The organism is Microbacterium sp. B19 (genome assembly GCF_000333395.1).
In the GTDB taxonomy this organism is placed as follows: Bacteria; Actinomycetota; Actinomycetes; order Actinomycetales; family Microbacteriaceae; genus Microbacterium.
Genome location: NZ_BADA01000195.1, coordinates 1 through 19762, shown reverse-complemented (window position 1 = coordinate 19762; position 19762 = coordinate 1). Strand labels below are relative to the sequence as shown.

General features: G+C 70.6%; 17 protein-coding genes and 2 pseudogenes. 9 read left to right on the top strand and 10 right to left on the bottom strand.

The genetic code is table 11. From position 1 onward, the window contains the following. Positions 1 to 34: 34 nt before the first annotated feature. The 3 genes from I5G_RS07275 (at position 35) to I5G_RS07265 (ending at position 2321) form a co-directional block, all read left to right on the top strand. Positions 35 to 1099, top strand: coding sequence for a DUF916 domain-containing protein (locus I5G_RS07275; protein ID WP_022878464.1), 1065 nt, complete (start codon positions 35 to 37; stop codon positions 1097 to 1099). A gap of 254 nt (positions 1100 to 1353) precedes the next feature. Further along, on the top strand, positions 1354 to 1989 hold the full coding sequence (locus I5G_RS07270; RefSeq protein ID WP_022878463.1) for a hypothetical protein: 636 nt from the start codon (positions 1354 to 1356) through the stop codon (positions 1987 to 1989). Then, the gene (locus I5G_RS07265; protein ID WP_022878462.1) at positions 1986 to 2321 is read left to right on the top strand and encodes a hypothetical protein; all 336 of its coding nucleotides are present in this window, start codon (positions 1986 to 1988) and stop codon (positions 2319 to 2321) included. Before I5G_RS07270 ends, I5G_RS07265 begins: the two co-directional genes overlap by 4 nt. Before the next feature lie 12 nt (positions 2322 to 2333). Here I5G_RS07265 and I5G_RS07260 read toward each other — a convergent pair whose 3' ends face one another. Then, positions 2334 to 3374: an alcohol dehydrogenase catalytic domain-containing protein gene (locus tag I5G_RS07260; RefSeq protein ID WP_026095731.1), complete on the bottom strand. Its 1041-nt coding sequence runs from the start codon at positions 3372 to 3374 to the stop codon at positions 2334 to 2336. Positions 3375 to 3469: 95 nt separating this feature from the next. On the opposite strand from I5G_RS07260, the gene I5G_RS21220 reads away from it, so the two are divergent. The 4 genes from I5G_RS21220 (at position 3470) to I5G_RS07240 (ending at position 7967) form a co-directional block, all read left to right on the top strand. Continuing rightward, positions 3470 to 4570 (top strand): N-acetylglucosamine-6-phosphate deacetylase, encoded by a 1101-nt coding sequence (locus I5G_RS21220; protein ID WP_022878460.1) that lies wholly within the window; start codon positions 3470 to 3472, stop codon positions 4568 to 4570. Positions 4571 to 4656: 86 nt separating this feature from the next. Next, positions 4657 to 5973 (top strand): ABC transporter substrate-binding protein, encoded by a 1317-nt coding sequence (locus I5G_RS07250; protein WP_022878459.1) that lies wholly within the window; start codon positions 4657 to 4659, stop codon positions 5971 to 5973. Positions 5974 to 6033: 60 nt separating this feature from the next. Continuing rightward, complete coding sequence (locus tag I5G_RS21215; RefSeq protein ID WP_083896578.1) at positions 6034 to 7026, top strand: carbohydrate ABC transporter permease; 993 nt, start codon at positions 6034 to 6036, stop codon at positions 7024 to 7026. Then, positions 7023 to 7967: a carbohydrate ABC transporter permease gene (locus I5G_RS07240; RefSeq protein ID WP_083896577.1), complete on the top strand. Its 945-nt coding sequence runs from the start codon at positions 7023 to 7025 to the stop codon at positions 7965 to 7967. Before I5G_RS21215 ends, I5G_RS07240 begins: the two co-directional genes overlap by 4 nt. Positions 7968 to 7983: 16 nt before the next feature. Here the strand turns inward: I5G_RS07240 and I5G_RS07235 are convergent, their stop codons facing one another. From I5G_RS07235 to I5G_RS27220, 7 genes and pseudogenes are all read right to left on the bottom strand, one after another. After that, positions 7984 to 8820: a DeoR/GlpR family DNA-binding transcription regulator gene (locus tag I5G_RS07235; protein WP_239642511.1), complete on the bottom strand. Its 837-nt coding sequence runs from the start codon at positions 8818 to 8820 to the stop codon at positions 7984 to 7986. Between the two features lie 19 nt (positions 8821 to 8839). Next, the gene (locus I5G_RS07230; protein WP_022878456.1) at positions 8840 to 9685 is read right to left on the bottom strand and encodes a class II fructose-bisphosphate aldolase; all 846 of its coding nucleotides are present in this window, start codon (positions 9683 to 9685) and stop codon (positions 8840 to 8842) included. Between the two features lie 25 nt (positions 9686 to 9710). Beyond that, entirely contained in the window at positions 9711 to 10616 is a 906-nt protein-coding gene (locus I5G_RS07225; RefSeq protein WP_026095727.1) for a 1-phosphofructokinase family hexose kinase, read from the bottom strand. Next, entirely contained in the window at positions 10613 to 11539 is a 927-nt protein-coding gene (locus I5G_RS07220; protein ID WP_022878455.1) for an ROK family protein, read from the bottom strand. Before I5G_RS07220 ends, I5G_RS07225 begins: the two co-directional genes overlap by 4 nt. Continuing rightward, on the bottom strand, positions 11536 to 12420 hold the full coding sequence (locus I5G_RS07215; protein ID WP_022878454.1) for an SIS domain-containing protein: 885 nt from the start codon (positions 12418 to 12420) through the stop codon (positions 11536 to 11538). Before I5G_RS07215 ends, I5G_RS07220 begins: the two co-directional genes overlap by 4 nt. 44 nt (positions 12421 to 12464) lie before the next feature. Further along, the gene (locus tag I5G_RS27225; protein ID WP_368844049.1) at positions 12465 to 12689 is read right to left on the bottom strand and encodes a hypothetical protein; all 225 of its coding nucleotides are present in this window, start codon (positions 12687 to 12689) and stop codon (positions 12465 to 12467) included. 177 nt (positions 12690 to 12866) lie between these two features. Continuing rightward, a pseudogene (locus tag I5G_RS27220) lies at positions 12867 to 14146 on the bottom strand (beta-galactosidase); the annotation flags it as partial. 265 nt (positions 14147 to 14411) lie between these two features. Here I5G_RS27220 and I5G_RS26170 point away from each other — a divergent pair. Next, positions 14412 to 14981, top strand: a complete 570-nt coding sequence (locus I5G_RS26170) for a hypothetical protein (protein ID WP_204365544.1) — start codon at positions 14412 to 14414, stop codon at positions 14979 to 14981. A 131-nt stretch (positions 14982 to 15112) separates the two neighbouring features. Then, a complete protein-coding gene (locus I5G_RS21205; protein ID WP_204365543.1) occupies positions 15113 to 16615 on the top strand; it encodes an RICIN domain-containing protein in 1503 nt (500 codons plus the stop codon). A 62-nt stretch (positions 16616 to 16677) separates the two neighbouring features. On the opposite strand, the gene I5G_RS21200 is transcribed toward I5G_RS21205, so the two are convergent. Then, positions 16678 to 19083 (bottom strand): discoidin domain-containing protein, encoded by a 2406-nt coding sequence (locus I5G_RS21200; protein ID WP_022878453.1) that lies wholly within the window; start codon positions 19081 to 19083, stop codon positions 16678 to 16680. Between the two features lie 57 nt (positions 19084 to 19140). After that, positions 19141 to 19762: pseudogene (locus I5G_RS25250) on the bottom strand (ABC transporter permease subunit); the annotation flags it as partial.

Genomic DNA, 19762 nt, shown 5'->3' with positions numbered 1-19762 from the left:
GACCCTCCCCGCCGGTCCTTCCCGAAGGACCCTCATGAACATCTCTCCCCGCCTCCTCGCCGCGACCCTTGCGCCGCTCCTCGCCGCCGCCGCCGCTCTGGTCGGCGTGCCCTCGATGGCATCCGCGGCCACCGACGACGTCACCTGGACGGTCCGCACCGCGTCGAACTCGCTGGGCGCCGACCGCACGAACTTCTCGTACACGCTCAACCCGGGCGCGCACCTCGACGACGCCATCGTCGTCGCGAACCGCGGCACCGAGCCCGTCGAACTCGACGTCTACGCCGCCGACGGCTACACGACCTCGACCGGCACGCTCGACCTCCGCCTCGCCGCCGAGGCGCCCGTCGGCGTCGGCAAGTGGATCGTCGTGCCGCAGCACCACGTCTCGGTGCCCGCGGGGCAGACCGTCGAGGTGCCTTTCACCGTCGACATCCCGTCCGACGCGACCCCCGGCGACTACGCCGGTGGCGTCGTGACCTCGCTCACCGTCGCCGATCAGACCGCGAACGTCAACGTCGACCGTCGCCTCGGCATCCGCACCGGCATCCGGGTCGGCGGCGACCTCGCACCGGCGCTGTCGGTCGACGGCGTGAGCGTCGACTGGGACGGCGGCCTCGTGCCTCTCCTCTTCGGCGACGCGACGGTGCACTACAGCCTGCACAACACCGGCAACGTCTCGCTCTCCGCCGACGACACCGACGCCGTGGCGGGCATCTTCGGCTGGGGCGAGGTCCAGGCCGCGCCCGGCGAAGCCGCCCCGGTGCTGCTCCCCGGCGAGTCGTGGCAGCGCGACGTGCGCGTGCCCGCGGTCGCCGCGATGGGCCTGGTGTGGGCCTCGGTCACCGCCATCCCGACCGTGACGGATGCCTCGGGCTCGACGACCGACCTCGACACGGTGACCGCGTCGGCGATGGGCTGGGCCGTGCCGTGGCCGATCCTCGTCGTGGTGCTGCTCGTCGTCGTGGGCGCGGTGTTCGGCCCGCGCTGGCTGCGCACGCGCCGTCGCCGCCGGCAGGAGGCCGAGGACGCGCGCGTCGCCGAGGCCGTCGCCCGCACCCTGGCCGAGAAGGAAGACGTCGCGACCCCCGCGGGCTGAGGCCGGGTGGGCTGGGGCCGGGTCGGGCTGCGGTCGGTCGGGCTGCGGCCGGTAGGTGATTCGCGCAATCTCAGTCGGCCTCCGGCCTCCCGGGCTGAGGTTGCGCGGATCGCTGAGGTTGCGCGGATCGCTGAGCCAGCGCCGGGCGCGGAGGCAGCGGCGCCCGCGATATCTCGACGTCGGTGCACACGGAAGGCGCCCAGCCGCCGGGGAATAGACTGGATGCCATCGACTCCGTCTCTCCGGGACCCTCCGTGACCACTCCTCCTGCCGCGCGCTCCTTCGACGTGCGCCACGTCCAACTGGCGCGCGCGCTCTTCGCCGCCCTCGCGGCGGTCATGGTCACGTTCTCGTCGGATCACTCCGCGGTCGTCGGGTCGAGCGTCTTCAGCGGGTTCGCGCTCGCGACCGCCCTGGTGCTCGTCCTGTCGGTGTGGCTCGTGTACCCGAGCGGGCAGCGCGCCACGCCGCTGGTCCTCGCGGTCGTCACCGGGATCGCCGGTCTCGCGGCGAGCATCGGCGCCTGGCGGACCACGGGGTTCTTCTTCGTCCTGGTCATCGTGTGGGCGGTGGTCTCGGGTGCCGTCGAGATCATCGGCGCCGTGCGCGATCGCCGCGCCGGGCGCTCGGCATCCCTCGCCCGGGACGGACTCACGATCGGCGTGCTCACGCTCATCCTCGCCGTGGGGTTCCTGCTGACGAGCCCGGGTTTCTCGTACGACTACTCGATCGAGGGTGCCGGAACCTTCACTCTCACCGGAATCACCATCGCCGTGGGTATCTTCGGCGGATACGCCGCCATCGTGGCGGTCTATCTGGCGATCGCCGGGTTCTCGCCCCGCCGCCCCGAACCGGTTCCGGCCGCCTCGGCCGAGGAGGCCGCATCATGAACGACAAGCCCACCCGCCGCGACCTCATGAAGCCCGTCCAGCTGCTCGGGCTGGCCTTCATCGCCGCCGTCTTCGCGGGCGGTGTGACGGCGGTCTCTCTGGGCGTCTTCCAGAACCTCCCCGCCGACGAGGTGCAGCGCGCGCTCATCATCGGCCTCATCGCCGCCGGCGTCACCTTCATCGTCGTGCTCGTGAGCCTCGCGCTCCTGCTGCTCGCCGTCGACCCCGCCCAGGTCACGAAGCAGATCGACCGGCCGCTGCTCGTCCCGCAGGAGGACGAACCGCCCGCGACCCCCGAGACGAACGACGGTCCCGAGGCTCCGCGCGCCTGAGGCCCGCCCGGGTCAGACCCGCCGCGGGTCGATCATCGTCATGCCCGCCGGGGCCGCGGTGTCCATGCGCGGCAGCATCTCGGCGGCTTCGCCGAGCCCGACGACCCGCTCGACGAGGTCCTGCGGGCGCAGCACTCCGCGCGCGATGAGGTCGAGCATCTCGGGGTAGTCCGCGGCCGCCATGCCGTGGCTGCCGAGGAGGTCGAGCTCCCACGCGATCGCGCGGGCCATCGGCATCGGCGTCATCCCGTCGTCGGTAGGGAGCAGTCCGATCTGCACGTGCCGACCGCGCCGGCGCAGGCTCAGCACGGCGTCGCGCGCCGTCTGCGCGCTGCCGACCGCGTCGATCGAGACGTGGCTTCCGCCGTCGGTGAGGGCGGAGACGGATGCCGGGACATCGGCGCCGTCGGCGAGGATCGTGTGCTCCGCGCCGAGGCGTCGGGCAACTTCGAGTGCCGCGGGCGTCCGGTCGACGGCGATCACGCGGGCGCCCAGGGCGGCGCCGATCATCACGGTGCTCAACCCCACGCCCCCGGCCCCGACGACCGTGACCCACTCGCCGGCACGCACGCGCGCGCGGCCGGTGAGGGCGCGGTAGGCGGTGGCGAAGCGGCATCCGAGCGCCGCCGCCGCCTCGAACGACACCCCGTCCGGGACCGCGACGAGGTTGGTGTCGGCCGCCCGCACGACGACGCGTTCGGCGAACGAGCCCCACTGCGTGAAGCCGGGCTGCTCCTGGCGCGGGCACACCTGCGCGTTGCCGCTGCGGCACCACTCGCACTCGCCGCATCCCATGACGAAGGGCACCGTCACGCGGTCGCCGACGCTCCAGTCGTGCACCCCCGCACCGATCTCGGCGATGACGCCGGCGAGCTCGTGCCCCGGAACGTGGGGGATTGCGACGTCGTCATGGCCGACCCACGCGTGCCAGTCGCTCTTGCACAGCCCGGTCGCGTGCACCTCGACGACCACCCCGCCCGCCGGGGCGGTCGGCGCGGGGACCTCCCGGACCTCGAGCGGTTCGGCCAGGGCATCCATGATCATCGCGCGCACGGCATCCATTCTCGGTCAGGCGGGGGGTGGTCTTCTGCGACGCCCCTAGACTCGACGCGCCCGCGCCCGTGCCCCCCACCACCTCGGAGTCCGTCATGAGCCGCTACGTCATCGACGCCCATGCCACGCCGGCCGGCCGGCGAATCGCCGTTCAGGATGCGATCGTCGTCGACGACGACGGAACGGGCGACGTCGTGCGCGCGGATCGGGTCCTGCCGGGATTCGTCGACCTCCACTGCCACGGCGCGCTCGGCTTCGATTTCGGCTCGTGCTCCGTCGACGAGGCGCGTGCGGCGGCCGGTTTCCACCTCGCCCGGGGGGCCACGTCGGTCGTCGCCTCCATCGCGACCGCACCGCTGGACGCGATGCGGGCCGCCATCGTGCGGCTGCGCGGTCTCGTGGCCGAGGGGGTGCTCGCCGGCATCCATCTCGAAGGTCCGTATCTCTCGGAGCGGCGCCGCGGCGCCCACGCGCCGTCGCTGCTGCGCCTCCCGCAGCGCGCCGAGCTCGGCGATCTACTGGACGCGGGAGAAGGGGCCGTGCGGATCGTCACGCTCGCCCCCGAGCTGCCGGGTGCGAGCGATGTCATCGCTGACGTCGTCGCGGCGGGAGCGGTCGCTGCGGCGGGCCACACCGATGCCTCGGCCGATCAGATGCGGGTCGCGATCGAGGCCGGGGTGCGCCTGGTGACACACGCCTTCAACGGCATGCGGCCCCTTCACCACCGTGACCCGGGACCGCTCGCCGTGGCGCTCGCCGATGAGCGTGTCGTTCTGGAACTCATCCTCGACGGTCATCACGTCGCGGATGAGATGGTCGAGCTGGTCCGACGCCTGGCTCCGGGCCGGCTCGCGCTGGTGTCGGACGCGATGGCGGCCACCGGATGCGCCGACGGTCGCTACCGAGTGGCGGGTTCGGACGTCGAGGTGGCCGGGGGGATCGCGCGTGCGGTGATCGACGGGTCCCTGGCCGGCAGCACCACGTCGCTCGGCGTCGCGGTCGAGCGGTTCGCCTCGTCGTTCGCTCCGTCCGTCGACGAGGTGACGGCCGTCTCCTCGGCCACAGCATCGCGGGTGCTCGGACGCCCGGCGCCGTTGACCCCCGGGGCGCCGGCCGACCTCGTCCTCTCCCTCGACGGTGGGGGTCGGCGCGTCATGCGGGGCGGAACCTGGCTGCAAGAAAATGATCGACTGTGATTGAAAACCGCTCAAACGCGTCGTAAGGTGTCATCACCAGCTCACCCTGCGCCGCGACCGCGGCCCACGCTCATCGAGGAGTCCCCGTGATCTTCCACCCCCGCGCGACACGTATCGCGGCCGTTGCCCTCACCGGCGTCGCCGCGCTCGCCCTCTCCGCTTGCGGATCGACCGGAACTTCCGCGTCGGGCGGCGGCGACGCCGGCGGCGTCGTGACGATCGATTACCTGCACCGGCTTCCCGACGGGGAGGGCATGACGCTCGTCAAGGACATCGTCGCCAAGTGGAACGCCTCACACCCCGAGATCCAGGTCAATGCCACGAAGTTCGACGGCAAGTCCACCGAGATGATCCTCAAGCTCGAGACGGATGCCAAGGCGGGAACGGCGCCGTGTCTCGCGCAGGTCGGCTACGGCGAGGTGCCGCAGCTCTACACGAAGGGTCTGCTCGCCGATGTCTCCAGCGAGGCTGCGGGCTACGCCGACCACTACTCCGACGGGGCGCTGGCGGGCATGAAGGTGGGGAACGCGACCGTCGGACTGCCTCAGGACGTGGGGCCACTGGTCTACTACTACAACGCGGCCGAATTCGAGCGCCTCGGGATCACGCCACCCACGACGGCCGCCGAGCTCGAATCCGTCGCGGCCACGGCCGCCGCCGCGGGGAAGTACGCCGTTGCCTTCACTCCCGACGAAGCGCAGAACTGGCTCACCGGTCAGGCCGCCGCCTCGGGCGACGTGTGGTTCCGTGCGGCCGACGACCAGTGGAAGGTGGACACCACGGGAGCGGGATCGAAGAAGGTCGCCGCTGTGTGGCAGGACGTCCTCGACAAGAAGGAAGCCTTCGTCGGTGGGCGGTGGAGCGACGAGTTCACCAAGGCCCTCGTGGACGGCCAGCTCATCGGGCACATCGGCGCGGCGTGGGAGGCGGGCTTCCTGCTCGACCCGCTCGACGGCACTCCCTCCGCGGGGCAATGGCGCGTCGCTCAGCTCCCCGACTTCGGTGCCGGCGCGATGACCGGCCCCGACGGCGGATCCGGTGTGGCCGTGATGAAGGGGTGCGCCCACCCCGAGCAGGCGATGGAGTTCACCGACTGGCTGAACACTCAGGTGGATGATCTCACCTCGCAGGGACTCGTCGTCGCGGCGAAGGGAACGCCGAAGACCAGCGCGAAGGCCCTCGCGCAGTTCGGCGGCCAGGACGTCGCCGCCGAACTCTCGAAGGCGACCGAGAACCTGAACCCCGACTTCGCCTACATTCCGGGATTCCCGGCGCTGTCGAGCATGAACGAGGTCGCGGCCGCAGCCGGGAACGGATCCGGCAAGGTGATCGACGTCTTCGACAACGCCCAGACCACCGCGGTCTCCACCCTCGAGAACCTCGGACTGCCCGTCGCGAAGTGATTCCGCCGTCGGCCGGGGCGACCGCCCAGCGGCCGACGGCCCGTTCTGGAAGAGATGTCGATGACCAGCACACTTCCCCGCGCCGCCGCTGCGACCGGCGAGCCTGCGCATCCCGGGCCGAGCTCCGCGGACCGAACCGTCAAGCCCCGTCGCGGCCGAGCCGCCCGCCGGGCAGCCGTCACAGGATGGGGCTTCCTGGCACCCTTCGCGCTGCTCTTCGTGGCGGTCTTCGTCGTGCCGATCATCGTGTCCATCCGGTCGGCGTTCTTCGTCCAGGCCCCGGCCGGATCGGGGCTGTACGGCGGCGGTGGCATGGTCGAGCGTTTCGCGGGCTTCGAGAACTTCGCCGCCGCCCTCGCAAACGAGCGGTTCTGGGCGGGCCTCGGACGAGTCGTGCTGTATGCCGGCATCCAGATCCCCGTGATGATCGCGCTCGCCCTGGTCCTCGCGCTCCTCCTGGATGCCTTCATCGTGCGCCGGATCGCGTTCTTCCGCCTCGCCTTCTTCCTTCCGTACGCGATCCCGGGGATCATCGCGGCGATGGTGTGGGTGTACCTGTACACGCCGGCGCTGTCGCCGTTCCTCCGCTACCTGCCGGAGGGCACCGACCTCATGGCACCCGGGACGGTACTCCTGTCGATGGCGAACATGACGACCTGGACGTACACCGGCTACAACATGCTCATCTTCCTCGCGGCTCTCTCGGCCATCCCGCGGGAGCTCTACGAAGCCTCGACCATCGACGGGGCGACCGGGTTCCGCACGGCATGGTCCATCAAGATCCCCATGGTCCGCGGGGCTGCTCTCCTGGCGGTCCTGCTGTCGATCATCGGCACGATCCAGCTGTTCAACGAGCCCGTGATCCTGGCGACCGTGAATCCCTGGATGGGCGCCGACTACACCCCCATGATGCTGACCTACAACTCGCTGGTCGGCGTGGTCTCGCCGTCCGGTGAGGGCCCGGCATCCGCTCTGTCCCTCCTCATGGCGATCGTCGCGGGCGTCCTCGCCGCGATCTACGCGCTCCTTCAGCGCGGGAAGGCCTCCCGATGACCCTCACCTCTCCCCGCCCGGTCGACGCGACGGAAACCGCACGGCTCGTCCTTCCCCGACGCCCTCGAGCACGCCGCCCTGCGGAGGCGGATGCCGTGCCCGCGGCGCTGCGGCCGGGACCCACCGCGCGCACTCTCGGTGTGATCGCGCTCATGATCGGTTCTCTGTACTTCCTGCTCCCGGTCTTCTGGCTGGTCATCGCCTCCACCAAGAACAACGCCGACCTCACCTCGAGCTTCGGTTTCTGGTTCGCCGACGGAAACCTGGGCACCAACTACGACAGCTTGATGCAGTGGACCCAGGGCCTGTTCTGGCGGTGGGTGCTCAACTCGGTCGTCTACTCGGCGGCCGCGGGAGTGGCCGGTACGCTACTCTCGGTCATGGCCGGATACGCGATCGCCAAGTTCGACTTTCCCGGCAAGAAGATCGCCGTGGGCGTCATCCTCGCCGGCCTTCTGCTGCCCATCGCCCTGCTGACGGTGCCCCTTTACCTCGAATTCCACGCGCTCGGCCTGACGAACACGGTCTGGGCCATCATCGTCCCGTCATCGGTGTCGCCCTTCGGGGTCTTCCTCGGCATGGTGTACGCCCAGAGCTCCGTGCCGGACGAGCTGCTCGAGGCCGCCCGCATCGACGGGGCGAGCGAGGTCCGCACCTTCTTCACGGTCGTCCTCCGCCTGCTCGCGCCCGCGATGGTGACGATATTCCTCTTCATCTTCGTCGCGACCTGGAACAACTTCCTCCTGCCCCTGCTCATGGTGTCGTCGCCCGAACTGAAACCCGTCACCCTCGGGCTGTACGGGATGATGACCTACTTCGCGCCGGACAAGGGCGCTGTGATGCTGGGCGCTCTTCTCGGGGTCCTGCCGCTGATCGTCCTGTTCTTCGGCCTGCAGCGCTTCTGGCAGTCGGGCCTCGCCGCCGGCGCCGTCAAGGGCTGAGGGGCGGCGCCGCGGATCAGGAGGGCGCAGTTCCCGCGCGTGTCACGTCCAGGCCCAGCTGTGTGAGACGCGCGGCGTCAGTGTCGCTGAGCCCGTCGTCGGTGATCAGCGCATCGACAGCGTCGAAACCGCAGATCCGCGCGAAGGCGGTGGAGGCGAGTTTCGTGGAGTCGGCCACCACGACGACGCGGCGTGCGGCCTCCACGAGTGCGGCGTTGACCGCGGCTTCGCCCTCGTCGTGCGTGAACAGGCCGCGGTCCAGGTCGATCGCGCTGACACCGAGATAGAGCGTGTCGATCGAGATGGCGGGAAGGATCAGCGACGCGAGCGGGCCGATCAGCTCGTAGGACCGCATCCGCGCGGCTCCGCCGAGCACGACGACACGCAGCTGAGGGCGGACGATGAGGTCGTTGGCGATGTTGATCGCGTTCGTGACCACGGTCAGGGGAGCGTGGCTCAGGGCCTCGTCCGCCGATGACCGCACGCCCACTTCGTAGGCGGCCATGGTGGTGGTCGTTCCGCCGTTGAAGGCGATCACGCTTCCCGGCTCGATGGAGTCCGCGACGGCGAGGCTGATCGCCCCCTTCTGCCGCCCCTGACGAACGGTCCGATACCGCAGCGGCACGTCACCCGAGGAGCCATTGGCGATCGCGCCGCCGCGCGTGCGGGTGACGAGCTGCTGGTCGGCGAGGGCGTCGAGATCGCGGCGAGCCGTCGCCGGCGACACGTCGAACCGCTCGAGGACTTCCTCGAGACGCACGCTGCCCCGTTCGACGATGTAGTCCACGAGGTCGGACAGTCGGCGCTCGCGCTCCATCGACATTCCCTCCCGCGCCCGACGGTCCGTGGTCACGGGCCGTCCAGGTCGCTGGTCAGTCTAGGGGCGCGCCCGACAGCACGCGGAGAAGGCGGGCGGCTTCCATCGACATGGCATCCCGTGCCGGCGCGATGTACTTGCGCGAATCGACCAGTCGGACATCGGATGCCAGGGTCTCGCGCACGCGCCGTGTGAAGACGTTCGTGAGGTGGGTGGAGACGTTGACCTTGGCGATGCCGGAAGCCACTGCCGTCTGCAGATCGCGGTCGGAGACCCCCGACGAGCCGTGGAGGACCAGGGGGACCGGTACTGCGTCTCGCAACCGCTCGATCAGAGCGAAGTCGAGGGTCGCACTGCGATCCGTCATGGCGTGGGAGGAGCCCACCGCGACGGCCAGGGCGTCGACGCCGGTCTCCTCGACGAATCGTTCGGCCTCGTCGGGATCGGTACGGACCCCGGGGGCGTGGGCGCCGTCCTTGCCGCCGATCTCGCCGAGTTCCGCTTCGACGATGGTGCCTGCCGCATGCGCGTAGTCGACGACGCGCCGGGTGTTCGCCACGTTCTCTGTGTAGGCCAGCTTGGCTCCGTCGTACATCACGGAGCCGAAGCCGAGGTCCACTGCCTCGAGGGCGAGATCGATGTCCTCCGCATGGTCGAGGTGCAGCGCGAGCGGTGCGGAGGACCGCGCGGCGATGGCCGCGGTGGCGCGCGCCAGCGGCTCCAGCCCGCCGTGGAAGGCGACGCAGTTCTCGGAGATCTGGAGGATCAGCGGGGAGTGGGCCGCTTCGGCCGCTCGGGCGAGGCCCTCGGCCGTCTCGAGGTGGACGATGTTGAACGCGCCGACGGCGCTTCGGGTTCGTGCTGCCCGGGAGAGCAGGGTGGCGGTGGGCTCGCAGGGCATTCTGTGTCCTTCGGCTGTATCGGGTTCATCGGACGCGGACGCGCGCGACGAGATCGGGGAGGCTGTCGTCGAGGCTGCCGGCGACGGGGGAGAGGACGGCGGCCGCGGACCATGCCACTGCGGCGGTGGCGACGCCGATCGCGTCGAGCCGGTCGCCGCGATCGATCCGGGCGGCGACGGAGGCCACGGCCGCGTCGCCCGCCCCCGTCGGGTTGCCCCGCAAGGCGCGGTCCAGGGCCGCATGGACAGGCGGGGCTGCGGGTGGGACGACGATCAGACCGTCCTCGCCCAGCGAGACGATCACCATCCCCGCGCCGTGCTCCTGCAGCGCCCGGGCACCGGCTTCGGGGTCGTCGTACCCGACCGTGCGGTGCAGTTCCGTGCGGTTGGGTTTGATGACGTCGGCGCCGGCCTCGGCCGCGGCCCACAGGGCGTCGCCGACGAGATCCGCGATCACGGGCACTCCCGCAGCCCGCGCATCACCGACGAGTGCGCGCAGGTGATCCAGGTCCGAGCCGGGAGGCAGCGAACCGGACACCACGAGGCAGGAGGCGGACTCGCGCGCTCGGGCGACGGCATCCACGAACGACTCCCACTCGCCGGGAAGGCGCGGCTCACCTGTCTCGTTCAGCATCGTCACCGTGCCTGTGTCTGCTTCTGCGACGGCATATGTTGACCGGATGCCGGTCCGCGTGGGCACCACGATCAGTCCGACGCCAGGGATGCTCTCCGCGTGGAGGTGGTCGGGGACGGTTCCGAGGAGCACAGCCGTCGCCTCCACGCCCTGCTGCGCGGCGACCCGCGCAACGTTCACGGCCTTACCGCCGAGCCGCTGATGCGCCGGGGACACGCTCTGGGACCCGCCGCGGTCGAGACCGCGTACGGACAGGGTGACGTCGACCGCGGGGTTCGGCGTCGCCGTGACGATCACGCCCGTCCTCCCGCGTCCCGGGCGGCCAGCGCCGCGCCGAGAACTCCCGCGTCCTCCCCGAGCCGGGCCGGCAGGAGGGGCACCGGGCGGAGGCGGTGATAGTCGTTCAACCGCCGCTGCAGCGGAATGAACAGGTCGTCTCCCGCCTGCGCGAGGCCGCCCCCGACGATGATCGCCTCGGGAGCGAGGAGCGCCGCGACGTGCGACAAGCCAAGTGCCAGGGCGTCGACGGCGTCATCCCACAGCTCGACCGCCACCGGGTCGCCCTGCCGCGCGCGACGCAGGACGTCCGCCGAGCCGGAGACGGGTGTGCCCGTCCGTGCCGTGTACCGTCGCGCGAGGGCGGCCGAGGACGCCGTGGCCTCGAGGCATCCACGGTTGCCGCACGCGCAGGGTTCGCCGCCCGGGCGCACGACCGCGTGGCCGATCTCGCCGGCGTACCCACCCGCGGTGTGCGCAGCGCCCCCGAGGAACACGGCCGAGGCGATGCCGGTGCCCACCGCGACGACGGCCACGTCGGTGAGACCGCGTCCCGCTCCGAGCCGTCGCTCGGCCTCGCCCGCGGCCCGGACGTCGTGCACCACCGTCACCGGAAGCGCGAGTTGATCTCCGGCGAGCCGGGCGAGGGGCACGTCGCGCCACCCCAGGTTCTCCGAGAAGACGGCATGACCCTCGTCATCGACCACGCCGGGGGCTCCGATCCCCACCGCGGTCACCGCCGCAGAGCCCGCGAGGGTGCGCAGTCCGTCCGCCGCGGAGCGGAGCACCGCGTGCGCGACCTGCTCCGGCTCCGCCCGCGGCGTGGGGATGCGCAGCACGGGACCCGGCCGTCCGTCGGAGTCCACGACGGTGAGCTTGATCGCCGTGCCGCCGATATCGACCGCCGCGACGGCGGGCCCGGGTCCCAGGACGGACTCGTTCATTCCGCGGAGGCGAGCACGACCGAGCGGGTCAAGGATCGCGGCCGGTCGGGGTCGAGGCCTCGACCGTGAGCGAGTGCGACCGCGAAGCGCTGCGCCACGACGAGCGCGGCGACGGGGTCGAGGGGATGCCAGACGAACGTCGCACCGGTGGTCGCGATCTCGTCCGCGAGGCCGGCGGGCACGGCCCCGAAGGCCCACACGAGACGACCCGGCTGCGCGATCGCGAGAGGACCGTGCCGATAGTCCATCGCGGGGTAGGACTCGGCCCAGAACTGGGCGGCCTCGCGGGTCTTGAGGGCCGCTTCGTCAGCGAGGCCGACGGTCCAGTCCTGACCCAGGAACGTGACCTGCTCGGCGCCGACGAGGTCGGCGAGGTCGAGGTGGAGCGCCGTCTCGGCATCCGCGATCGCCCCGGTGAGGTCCTCGCCGAGGTGGGCGCGCAGCAGCATCAGCACGGTGGTGGCGAAGCGGGTCTGAACGACAGAGCGTTCGTCCGCGAAACCGAGGTCGATGGTCTGGTCCGCCGCTTCGGCACCCGGCGTGGCGATGACCGCAGTGAGGAGCGTCGTCGGCGTCGTCGTGCGACGCAGGAGGTCGATGACCTCGGTCGTGGTTCCCGAGCGCGAGATCGCGATGACACGGTCGTAGGAGCGGTCGTCGGGGAACTCGGAGGCCGCGAACGCATCGGTCCACCCGTGTCCCCCCGCTTCGCGCAGGCGCGCGTAGCTCTGGGCGATGAACCAGCTCGTGCCGCAGCCGACGACGGCGACACGCTCGCCGCGCGTAGGAAGCGCGGAGGCGAACCGTGGCGCCAGATCGGCGACGTGGCGCCAGAGGCGGGGCTGCGAAGAGATCTCCTCTTCGACGAATGTGGCGGTCATGGTGTCCTTTCGATGGAGTGCGCGGAGCCGGGGGCCAGCGGACGTCAGAAGGTCTCGATGTACTCCTCGGGCGGGCCGAGTTCGGCTTCCGGGGAGAGGACGATCGTGTTCGGATGGCCCACGAGATCCCACACCGCGACGGTGTTGAGACCGGCGCGGAACGCCGGGGCGGGGACGTACAAGGTGCGCTGGGGGCCACGCTCGTCCAGGCGGCCGAGGAAGAGATCGTTGACCCACACGAGCGCCCGCCGCGCTCCGGGGATGCGCATATGCGCGTCGGCGGGGGTCTCCACCGTGAGCGTCGTGGTGGCCAGGCCCGAGCGGTCGGGACGTTCGTGCGATACGGATGCCAGGGCGACGGCATCCGCTTCCTCGATGCGCACCTCGCGCAAGTCCCATCTTTGGACCTGCCGGCGGTCCACGAGGACGGGGCCGAGCAGGCCCTTGGCGGCACCGATCATCGGACCGTAGTTCACGCGCCCGATGTTCTCCACGAGGATGCTGAGGCGATGTGCGCCGGGCCGCGTCGAGATCGCCAGCGTTCCGCCGCCGTCGACGTCTCCGACGTGGATGCCGTCCAGGTACACCGAGCCGCGGTCAGCGATCCGCGTCACCGTGAGGATCCAGTCTTCTTCGCTGGTGTGCACGTCGGCTTCGTAGAGTCCGAGTGCGCCCGGCAGCCCGGCGTCGTCGAACGACAGCAGCGCGCCGGCAAAGACGGGCTCGCCCGCGAGCGCCCGCGCCGTCGCGAGGGTGCCGGCGACCTGTGCGAGCGAGACCTCGGTCGGCGGGAGGAACGTCGGGTCGACCGAGGCGACCTCGCGGCGCGCGCCCAGCACCTCGCGCACGGCGTGGAACTTCGCGGTGAGCCTGCCGTCCTCGGCGATGGGGGCGTCGGAGTCGTAGCTCGTGACGGTGGGGGCGAGCGTTCCATCGACGACGTTCGCGCCCGCCCACGTTCCGAAGTTCGTGCCGCCATGCGCCATGTAGATGCTGACGCTGCCGCCGTCGGACAGGATCTCCGTCAATGTGCTGGCGGCACTCTCCGGCGATCGGACGTGGTGCTTCTCCCCCCAATGGTCGAACCATCCGCTCCAGTATTCGGCGGCGAAGAAGGGCTCCTCTGGTCGACGGGTCCGCGCGAGCCGGCGCGCCTCGTCGGCCCGCGACCCGAGGGTGAGGGCGGAGAGGATGCCATCGACGGCGCCCGCACCGAGCATGCCCGGCGTGGGCCCGTCGGCGAGATCAGCTCCGTCACCCCACGCTCCCGCAGGAGGGTCGCGATGACGGCCACCGCGTGCGGATCGTCGCCGTAACTGCCGAATTCGTTCTCCGCCTGGAAGGCGATGATCGGGCCGCCGTGGGTGGCCTGGAGGGGGAGGAGCCGCGGCAGGAGCACGTCGAACCACCGTGCGACCTCATCGAGGTAGTCGGGCCGGGCGGTCCGCAGGCCGCGGACGCCCGCGGTGAACCACACGGGGTAGCCGCCGTTGTTCCACTCGGCGCAGATGTACGGGCCCGGGCGCACGATCGCGTCCAGTCCCGCGGATGCCGCGAGTGACAGGAAGTGCTCGATGTCGCGCCAGCCCGAGAAGTCGGGTTCCGCCGCGGCGGACGGCTGGTGGAAGTTCCACGCGACGTACGTGTCGACCGAGGTCACCCCGAGGTCCGAGAGACGCTGCAGCCGGTCTGCCCACTGCTCGGGGTGGACCCGGAAGTAGTGCATCGACCCGGCCACGACCCGCGTCGGGACGCCGTTCCGCCAGAACCGATTGCTCGACCAGTGGAGCGTGGGGGCGAGGGTCATGGGCGGGTCCGCTTCGAGGGTAAATGATCGTTAGTGATCATTAAAGCCTAAAAAGATCACTTGCGCTAATACCGGAATGCTCAATACCGTGTCGCCATCCGCCATCGGGGCGGATCGGCACCGCGGGTGCCGACCGAGCAAAGGAGCCGAAACGGTGCCTCACCCCCCTCGCAGGGTTTCCCTCATGGTCGCGACGACGGGCCTCGCCGCCGTCGTCGCCGCCGCGCTCTCCGCCACCGGCGCCCAGGCGGCGCTCGTCGGCGGTCCCACCTTCACCGTCACGGTCGGCACGCCCGCGTCCGGGCCCGCGGCGACGGACACGCCCGCCTATCCCTACATCGACAAGGACGGCACGTACTACCACCAGCAGTCCGCCGCCCTCTATGGCGCCGACGAAGTCCGCAAGTGGGACTTCTATACCGGTACCAATCTTGAGACCGCGACCCGATCCACCGCGATCAGCGATGCCGTCAACCCGACGAACAGCCTCGATCGCAACAACGACACGACCTGGCGGTGCAACAACAGCCCGACAGGTGTCACCGCCACCGATGTCGCGGGCGACTCCTACTCCCAGAAGAACTTCTGCGACCTCGCCGGCGTCTGGGTCGACCCCGACAGCGGCGACTGGTACGGCCTCGTCCACAACGAGTTCACCGGGAGCCCGTTCGGCGACGGCTCGCACTTCGACGCCATCGACTACGCGGTGTCCTCCGACAGGGCAAGACGTGGACGATCCGCGACCACGCGCTGACCTCGCCCTTCAGCACGACGCGGGGAGACTCCACCGCCTTCCCGAACCAGACGTACTACTACGGCGACGGCGACCAGCGCCTCTTCGTCGATGCCGCCAGCGGCTACTTCTACGTCTATTACGGCTCGCGCGTGATCAACAAGACCGGCGGATGGACGTCGTTCCAGTCGCACGTCGCGCGGGCTCCCATCGCCGACAAGATGGCGCCGAGTTCGTGGCGCAAGTGGTACAACGGCGCCTGGACCGAGCCGGGCGTGGGGGGCCGCGAGAGCAGCCTGACCCCCGTGACGTCCTCGGACCAGACCGGCTACCTGCCCACGGCGCTGGAGTACAAGCCGAGCGCGACGGGGACGTCCGCACAGCAGATCGCCGCCGGCACGCTGGCCCCGACCTCGCCCCTGTTCGTGATGGACATCGCGTGGAGCGCGTACCTCGGCATGTACATCGGCGAACCCCAGGCCGTCGACCAGAGCGGAAACGCGCCGCAGCAGTTCTACGGCACCACCGACCTCACGACGCAGAAGTGGACGCTGCTCGGCGACACCGGGTCGTACACGACGTCGAGCTGGTACCGCTTCTTCCTCGACCCCGCGAACAAGACGAGCAACCTGATCATCGGCAAGGACTTCCGCTCCTACTGCTACATCTCGTGCCAGAGCGGGAGCGGCAGCCAATACGTGCCGGTGTCGATCTCGTCGTCGGCGGGGGCGGATGCTCCGATCGACACGTCGAAGACCTATCGCATCGCGGGAGCGGGTGGACGCCTGCTGAGCCAGGACGCCGCGGGGGCCACGGCCGTTTCGGTGGCGTCGGGGACCACGGCTGGCACCGAGTGGTACTTCACCGCGGTGGGCGACGGGTCGTACACGATCGCGAACGCGGCCAGCGGTACCCGCCTCGGAGTCTCGGCGGCGGCGACCTCCACGCGCGCGTGGGGGACCGTGCCCACGACGACGCTGCCCGTCGGCGCGTCCGGCGCGGTCGGCCAGCAATGGTGGGTGGTGCGTGAGCGCTCGGCGAGCACCAACCAGCCCACCGGTGCCCTGCGGCTCATCAACCGCTACAGCGGCCTCGCGCTCAACCTCACCTCGACGGCCTCCCGCACCGCGGAGACCGCACCCGTGCGGGCCTGGACGGATGCCTCGGGCTCGACCGTGGGCGCCGGCCGCACCGCCGCGCAGCAGGCGCTGACGCTCACCGCGGTCGGGACCGCGCCGGTGTCCGCGGATCTCAGCGGCAACCGCACGATCACCTCCGGTGGCAAGGCCGTGGACGTCCCCGACCACAGCACGACGACCGGGAAGCAGCTCGCGCTGTGGAGCCCGTCCGGCGGCCTGAACCAGTCGTTCGCGTTCACCCGCAACGCAGACGGCAGCTACCAGATCAAGGGGCGGGAGTCGAACCTCTGCCTCGACGTCGCCGACAACTCGACGGCGGCCGGCGGCAAGATCATCCAGTGGACCTGCTCCACCACAGCGAACCAGCGCTGGATCGTCGAGACCGCAGGTGCGGGGTACACGATCCGGTCGGCGTCGTCCGGTCTCCTGCTCTCGGCTGCGAGCGCGACGAACGGGGCCCTGCTCGTGCAGCAGACCCCGGCCGGTGCGGCCGTGCAGGTGTGGTCCATCGGGTGACCGTCACCGAATGATCCAGGGGGTGTGCCGCAGGACGGCACACCCCCTGTCGCGTTCGCGGATCAGGCCCGGCGTCGCCGCGCCGTGAGCAGTGCGCCCACGGCGAGGGCGAGCAGCCCCACCATGCCCGGGGCGATCGGAAGCTCCGTTCCGGTCGCGGCGAGACTGCCGGTGCGCGGGGTGGTCTCCGAGGTCACCGGGACCGTGCCCGATCCGTCGCCGGTCCCGGTCCCGGTGTCCGTGCCGGGATCCGTGCCCGGGTCCGTGCCGCCCTCGTCCACTCGGAGGGTGACCGTCCGCGCGCCCTCGACGTTCCCGGCCACGTCGACGGAGCGGTATTGCACGTCGTGGGAGCCGGCATCCGTCACCGTGACCGCCGACCCGGTGATCCAGGTCAGCCCGCCGTCCCGCGAGTACTCGGTGCGCTCGACGCCCGAGGTGGCATCCCTCGCCGTGAACGTCGCGGTCCCGGTGCTCGGTATGGTCGCGGCCGCCGCAGGCAGCGCCAGAGTGCGCAGCGCGTCGGAGGCGGAACCGGTGGTCGCCGTCGTGACCGGTGCGACCGTGTCGATGCGCACGGTCAGCGAGCTGGAGACGTCCTCCTGCTCGATCTCGTCGACGAGCGCGCGGTACGCGACCGTATGCGCACCGTCGGTGTCGACGATGAAATCGGTGCCGTCGACCCACTCGCCGTCGTCGATGCGGTGCTGCACGACGACGTCGGCGCCACCGTCGTGCGAGAGCTGTACCGTCACCGGGGCGTCGAACCATCCGGCCGCGTTGGGCTCGGCGGTCGGCATCGGCGTGATCGCGGCGATGCCGCCGGCCTTGGGCACCACGATCTCGGGGATCTTGAGGTACGAACCCGGCGTGGCGAAGGTGAGGCGGACGCCCGTGGCGAGCACCTTCGTGAAGGACAGGGTCGTCTCGGCGCCATTGGTCACCGTCGGGGCGTCTCCGGTGGGCTCCACCGGCTTCCATTCACCCGCCGGGGTGCGGTACTCCGCCGTGACGCCGGTCACCGTGCCCTCGGTGTTGGTGAACGACACGCGGTCGAGGCGGTGGATCTCCATCGTCTCGACCGTGAAGGTCGCGGTGTCCTGGAATCCGGCGTCCGTCCAGGTCGACCATTGCGTGTTCTGCTTCCCGTCGCACGCGTTCCCGGCGGGCATCGTGGCCCACTTCGTCTGGTGGAAGGATGCCGACACCGTGGCGTCGCCCCCACGGCAGACGTTCGGCGCCGAGGCGTTCCCCCACACGTCGACCTCGGCGATCGACTGCCACGTGTTCGCCTCGCTGGTCAGTCGCAGCCGCAGTGCGCTGGAGGCCGGGAGCGATCGCGCGTCGATGACGGCCACGGGCGCGGGGCTCGAGGCATCCTGAGCGAGTGTCGCGCCGACCTCGGTGTCGACCCACGCGCCGGACGCGTCGCGGTACTGTGCCTGGATCCGCGAGGGCCAGGTCGCCGTGGGGCCGTCCTTGTAGGTGTGCACGACGATCGAGTCGAACGTGCGGACCGTGCCCCAGTCGAATGCGAGCCAGCTGTCACGCGGGTATCCGTTGCCGGTCCAGTCGTCCCATCCCTTGCCCGTGGGGTTGCCGTCGACGATCGTGCCGACGAGGGTGTTGCGGCTGGATGCCGTGACCGTCGCCTCGGGGGCGATGTCGGCGAGACCGGGAGCGGTCACCGTGACGGTCCGCTGGAAGGTGCGCCCGGCGGTGAAGTGGGCGTCGGAGGCCAGGGTGCCGGTCACGGTCTGCGGTCCGAGGACGCTGGTGTCGAGCGTCGACCAGGTCACGGCCACCGGCCCGACCGTGCCGTCCGAGTCGACGTTCACCGTCGCGGGCAGGTTCGGGGCGGTTCCGCGCCGGACGGTCTCGGGCACCGCGTTCGGGGTGAGCGACCAGGTGCCGTGGCCGAAGCCCTTGTCGTCCCAGTAGGAGGTGTCCCAGCCGTCGCCGTAGCGCGCGGGGTCCTCGGCGGCGGGGTTGTGCATCTCGAGACGACCGTTCTCCCCGATCGTCAGGGGCAGCCAGACGTAGGTCGAGTCCGACTGACCCTCGTTCCAGCGGTCGCCCATGTAGACGAACTTGCCCGGCTCGATCTCGAACACGTTCGTCGTCTGCGAGCCGAACGTCGACCGGTTCGTGTCGCCGACCGAGAGCAGCCCGTCGCCGCCGTCGGGGATGCTCGCGTAGTTCATGGTCTCGTTCGCGTCGCCCGCCTGGACGCCACGGATCCACGTCGCCATCAGGTCCTTCGCCGTGTAGTACGTCTGCGGGTTCGGTGCCCAGCCGGTCGCGCCCGAGGCGATCACGGTGTACGTGCCGTCGCGTTCGAAGATGGCAGGAGCTTCGAGGTGGCCGCACTCCTTCACGATCTGGAAGTCCTCGCCGCGCACCGGGGCCCCCGCGCTGCCGTCGGCGAACACGTACGGGAATCGGCCGTCCTCCGAGTACTGATTCACGTCGAGGGTGTCGCGATCGGTCGTGTGGGTGACGTTCGTGAACGAGTCGTCGAGCTCGGCGACGTACAGCGAGTAGTTCTCCTCCGACGAGTAGGAGATGTAGGCCTTGCCGTCATGTGTTCGGGGCCAGGGGCTTGAGGATGTTCGGCTCGTTGAACAGCTGGAAGCTGCCGATGATCGAGAAGATCGTCGCGATCACGACGGCGCCGCGCACGGCCGGGATCTTGATCGAGAAGATCGTCCGCCAGGCGCCGGCACCGTCGATGGATGCCGCTTCGTACAGCTCGCCGGGAATCGTCTTCAGCGACGAGTAGAAGATCAGCATGTTGTAGCCGACGAACTGCCACGTGACGATGTTGCCGATCGACAGCAGCATCCATTCGGGAAGGAACGGCTGGACGAACGTGCCGCCGAGCAGGTCGTTGAGGTTGCGCGTGAGGCCGAACTGGTCGCCGTAGATGTAGCCCCACATGAGCACTGCGACGACGGCGGGGACGGCGTACGGCAGGAAGATGACGATGCGGTAGAAGCCCGCGGCGTGGAGCCGCGCGCTGTCGATCGCGAGCGCGGCCGCCAGGGCGAGCAGGAGCATGATCGGCACCTGCACGACGAGGAAGAGCGAGACGCCGGCCAGGCCGTCCCAGAACTTCGGTTCGTTGAAGGGCGCGATGTAGTTCGC